The organism is Neisseria sp. HMSC065D04 (assembly GCF_001815675.1).
Lineage (GTDB): Bacteria > Pseudomonadota > Gammaproteobacteria > Burkholderiales > Neisseriaceae > Neisseria.
The window spans coordinates 1-4,741 of the sequence record NZ_KV821496.1; the positions used below are offsets into that span (position 1 = coordinate 1).

At 50.1% G+C, this 4,741-nt stretch carries 4 protein-coding genes; 1 reads left to right on the forward strand and 3 read right to left on the reverse strand.

Annotated elements, in window-relative coordinates; all coding sequences use genetic code 11:
• Window positions 1-157 precede the first annotated feature (157 nt).
• Window positions 158-559, forward strand: a complete 402-nt coding sequence (locus HMPREF3050_RS04005) for a c-type cytochrome (RefSeq protein ID WP_070773574.1) — start codon at window positions 158-160, stop codon at window positions 557-559.
• An 84-nt stretch (window positions 560-643) separates the two neighbouring features.
• Here the strand turns inward: HMPREF3050_RS04005 and rpoH are convergent, their stop codons facing one another.
• The 3 genes from rpoH to HMPREF3050_RS04020 all read right to left on the reverse strand — a co-directional run bounded on the left by rpoH (window position 644) and on the right by HMPREF3050_RS04020 (window position 4,270).
• Window positions 644-1,507, reverse strand: a complete 864-nt coding sequence (gene rpoH, locus HMPREF3050_RS04010) for an RNA polymerase sigma factor RpoH (protein ID WP_003744881.1) — start codon at window positions 1,505-1,507, stop codon at window positions 644-646.
• A gap of 273 nt (window positions 1,508-1,780) precedes the next feature.
• On the reverse strand, window positions 1,781-3,322 hold the full coding sequence (lnt, locus tag HMPREF3050_RS04015; protein ID WP_070773576.1) for an apolipoprotein N-acyltransferase: 1,542 nt from the start codon (window positions 3,320-3,322) through the stop codon (window positions 1,781-1,783).
• Between the two features lie 81 nt (window positions 3,323-3,403).
• Window positions 3,404-4,270 (reverse strand): DUF808 domain-containing protein, encoded by an 867-nt coding sequence (locus HMPREF3050_RS04020; RefSeq protein ID WP_070773578.1) that lies wholly within the window; start codon window positions 4,268-4,270, stop codon window positions 3,404-3,406.
• Between the last annotated feature and the right edge of the window lie 471 nt (window positions 4,271-4,741).

A 4,741-nucleotide genomic window follows, 5' to 3' on the forward strand; every position in this document is an offset into this window, starting at 1 on the left:
TAGGGGATTTTGGGGAATTTTGCAAAGGTCTCTATCTGCGGGTTTCCACTAAAAGCGTTACATTTGATTTAAGTCTAAGGTCGTCTGAAAAATCTGTTTTCAGACGACCTTTATTGTATTATCGATAAACAGACTACACCGATAAAAAGGACACATCATGACCACAACAAAAAAAATATTGGCGGCTGCAATTTTTACCCTGTCCGTCCACAGCTCCTTTGCCGCCGATGCTGCCCAAATGACGCAAGGCCAAAAAATTTATGAAAGCAACTGCGCCGCCTGCCACGGTAAAAAAGGGGAAGGCAGGGGAACCATGTTTCCCCCTCTTTACCAATCGGACTATATTATGAAAAAACCGCAGGTATTGCTGCAAAGCATGACCAAAGGCATCAACGGCCCCATCAAAGTCAACGGTAAACCTTACAACGGCTTTATGCCCGCGACCGCCATCAACAATGCCGATCTCGCTGCCGTTGCCACCTATATCATGAATGCGTTTAACAACGGCGGCGGTACCATTACCGAAAAAGACGCCAAACAGGCTAAAGCGAAAAAATAAGGCATCCATACACAAAAAAGGTCGTCTGAAACTGAGATTTCGGGTTTCAGACGACCTTTTTCCTTCTACTGAACTGTTTGTTTTTTAAACCGCTTCAGCTTCTTCCGCGAGGAAACCGCGCAGTTTTTGCATGGCTTTGGCTTCGATTTGACGAATGCGCTCGGCAGACACGCCGTATTCGGCTGCCAGCTCGTGCAGGGTTAATCCGCCATCGTCTTGCAGCCAGCGGCTTTCTACGATGCGGCGGCTGCGGTCGTCCAGTTGTGCCAATGCGTTTTGCAGACCTTCGGTTTGCAGGGCGTAATGGGCTTGTTTGGACAGTTGGCGGCTGGGTTCGGCATCGTGGTCGGCAAGCCAGTCGATGGGGGCGAAGCTGTCTTCGTCATCGTTGTTGTCCGCCATGATGGCGATGTCGTGTCCGGTCATGCGTTGTTCCATTTCCATGACTTCGGACAATTTGACGCCCAAATCGTCGGCGATATCTTGCGCTTCTTTCGGAGACAAGGCATTCAGGTTTTTACGCATACTGCGCAGATTGAAGAACAGTTTGCGTTGCGGTTTGGTAGTCGCTACGCGTACCAGTCGCCAGTTGCGCAGGATAAATTCGTGGATTTCGGCCTTAATCCAGTGTACGGCGAATGAAAACAGGCGCGCACCACGGCTGGGCTCGTAGCGTTTGACCGCCTTCATCAGTCCGATGTTGCCTTCTTGGATAAGGTCGGCTTGGTTCAGGCCATAGCCGTCGTAGCCTCGTGCGATGGATACGACGACGCGCAAATGGGAAAGAATGAGTTGTTTTGCGGCGTTAAGGTCGCCTTTTTGCTGACGCTCCGCGAGTTGGCTTTCTTCTTCGGGCGTCAACATGGGAATGCTGTTAACAGTGTGAATGTATTGCTCAAGGCTGCCGTTGCCGCTGTGGATGACGGGTAATGCAAAGGCGTTGTTCATAAGAGGTGCTTTCCTTTATATGATGCAGAAACTGTTGTTTACTTGTTGTTTGCCGTGCAGTATATCACTGCCTGTTGCCCTATCGTATGCTGTCAAATGCCTTTTTCTGTAAAAGACTGTTTGATAGGTGAATTTTTATCTTTTACAAAACTCGATTGATTTTGAAAATTTGACTGGTTTACTGGGAATAAGTTCAGTATATTACAAACATTCTTGTATGTAAATAATAAATTTCAAGAAAAACGGCCTTATGAAAAGACCGCTTTTTCAAACTCAATCTAATTTTTTCCTGATTAAAAACAGTGCGATGGCAATGATTGACAATACTCCGATCAGCCACAGCGAACCGCCTGCCTTCATATAAGGGGTTTCGCCGACATAGCCTTTAATATGCCCTTCCAAGACGGCATCGGTATTGGGTTCGCTCTCGGCAATGATGCTGCCTTTGGGAGAAATAATGGCGGTCGCACCGGTATTGGTGGCACGGACCATATAGCGTCCAAGCTCCATCGCGCGGGCTTGGGATTGCTGGAGCTGTTGGTACATGGCGTTGGAATCGCCATACCACGCCATATTGCTGACGTTGGCAAGCAGCGTAGCGTTTTTGGCGGTAGCAATAAGTTCGTCGCCAAAGCCGTCTTCATAGCAGATATTGAAGGCGACTTTTTGATCTTTCATCGTCAAGGGAGCCTGCCCCGCTCCGCCGCGACGGAAGTCGGCAAGCGGCATATTCATCAGTTTGTACAACGGTTCTGTCAAAAAAGGCAGCGGTTTGTATTCGCCAAAGGGAACCAGATGATTCTTGGCGTAATACGGGAGGTCGTCTGAAATATCATCGTAGTCGCTCAAATTGATTACGGCGTTTTCATATCCGCTGCCGTCCGCAGTGTATTGACCGATACCGACGGCCAACGCGCTGCCGTTCGTGCGCGCCTGCTCGGCAAACTGGGTCAGGATATTTTCCGGCAAATCCTGACGCATCACAGGCAAAGCGGTTTCCGGCAGGATAACGATGTCGGCGGATGTTTTGCTGATTTGACCGTAGTATTTCTGAATGGTAGGGACGACTTGTTCTTCATTCCATTTCAAACTCTGCTCGATATTGCCCTGCACGAGCGCGACGGTACTGGTGCTGCCGTCGGGTTTGGTAAAGTCGGTTTGCTGGGCGACATAGCCGACGGTACACAGCATGACAATCATGCACATCGGCAGCAGGCGTTGTTTCAGACGACCCGTATTGTCAATCAGCAACACCAGCCATGCGCTGACAAATGCCGTCGCCAGCGTCACCAGATGAATACCGCCCAAAGGCGCAAAGCCGGCAAGCGGGCTTTCTTTGACGATTTGGGAATAGCCGATTGCCCCCCAGCCGAAGCCGGTCAACAGGCGTTCGCGGGCAAATTCCGCCAGTGTCCACAAAATCGGCAAAACGATGCCGACCTTAACCCAACGCGGCAGATGAAACTTCTTCCACAACCAAAAACAGGCGGCGGGATACAGCGCGAGAAACGCAGGCAGCAGGAAAGTCAGCGGAATCGCGTATAAATTAGGCAGGCCGGAAACATCGTGCAGCGCGGTATGTATCCAATAAAACTGCGCCGTATAAACAACCAACCCAAACAGATAGGCAGTGGAAACAGCAAAGCGCGGACGCAGTTCAATCAGTCGGATCAACGCGCCAAACAGCAAAGGCATCAGCCAAAAATGGTAATAAGGTGCGAAAGTTAAGGGTGTGGCGGCGGCAATCAGGATCACCAGCGGCCAGTACAGCACGGGATGCTGCCAATATTGTTCGAGTTTGCGGAAAATGTTCATTGCAGAGAAAAGAAAATAAGAGGTCGTCTGAAAATACAGCCTCAACAAAGTTGAACCATTTTCAGACGACGTATCGGTTGTTTAGTGTTTTTGAAACAGCTTCATCAAAGGCAGCGCAACGGCGCAGGCGACGGCACCGGCAATCAGCCCGACGGCAAGGTTAGCGATATGCTCCATCAAGCCGCTGTCCCAATGTTGCGCGTGTAAGAAATCATGCAAAAAGCCCAAGTTGTGGGTAATCAGACCGCCGCCGACGAGGAACATGGCAAGCGTGCCCACCACGCTCAAACCGCGCATGAACCAAGGCATAAAGGCAATCAAGCCCCGTCCGACCGTTTGGATGCCCGTGCTTTTTTGACGCATCAGCAGCATACCGAAGTCGTCGAGTTTAACGATAACACCGACCAAACCGTACACAAAAGCGGTCATACCGATGCCGATTGCCGTCATCACCAGCGAACGGGTCATCAGATCGTATTTTTCAACCACGCCCAAAGCAATAATAATGATCTCGGCAGACAGGATGAAATCGGTACGAATCGCGCCTTTAATCTTGGTTTTTTCGTCCAGCGTTTCGGCGGCTGCCTCCTCGTCTTCATGCGCTTCGTGGCGGTGTAAAAACTTATGCAGCAGCTTTTCCACGCCCTCGAAACACAAATAAATCCCGCCTAACATCAATAAAGGCGTAATCAGCTTCGGCAAAAAGGCAGACAGCAGCAAAGCCAGCGGCACCAAAATCAGCTTGTTCACCAAAGAACCTTTCGCCACCGCCCAAATAATCGGCAGCTCGCGTTCCGCCGACACACCGGTAACCTGATTCGCATTGAGCGCCAAATCATCGCCGACCACGCCCGCCGTTTTCTTGGCGGCCATTTTGGTCATCAGGGCAACGTCGTCCAAGACAGCGGTAATATCGTCCAAAAGGGTGAAAAGCGAGGCAAAGGCCATGATATATTTCCGAAAAAGGGTCAAATTGAAGAAGCCGGCTATTATAACCGAGAAAGTATGACACCGAAGGCTTTCAGACGACCTTTAATGGAAATTAACGGAATTTGGCGCGGCTTAATTGAAAACCTGCCGCCTCAGCATCAGATATCGCTTGGGAAAGATTTGAATCGGATGGCAAGACAGCACTTCGCCAACTCAAAAAGGTCGTCTGAAAACCGCCCTCCTCTTTTGAACTGCACCCCAAAAGTTGGACACATCCCCTCCAACTCACAAGGTGCAGTTTTTTTATGAGCAGAGACCTTTGCAAAAAAGCCCTTCCCTCGACAGCCGGAATCCAAACACAGGTTTTCGGCTGTTTTCTCCCCAAATCACTCCTAATTTTACCCAAATACCCCCTTAATCCTCCCCGGATACCTGATAATCAGGCATCCGGGCCGCCTTTTAGGCGGCAACAGGCACACTTAGCCTGTT

Excerpts from the sequence above, each read along its gene's own strand:
- HMPREF3050_RS04005 (WP_070773574.1), top strand. The coding sequence starts at position 158 with ATGACCACAACAAAAAAAATATTGGCGGCTGCAATTTTTACCCTGTCC.
- HMPREF3050_RS04020 (WP_070773578.1), bottom strand. The coding sequence starts at position 4,270 with ATGGCCTTTGCCTCGCTTTTCACCCTTTTGGACGATATTACCGCTGTC.
- lnt (WP_070773576.1), bottom strand. The coding sequence starts at position 3,322 with ATGAACATTTTCCGCAAACTCGAACAATATTGGCAGCATCCCGTGCTG.
- rpoH (WP_003744881.1), bottom strand. The coding sequence starts at position 1,507 with ATGAACAACGCCTTTGCATTACCCGTCATCCACAGCGGCAACGGCAGC.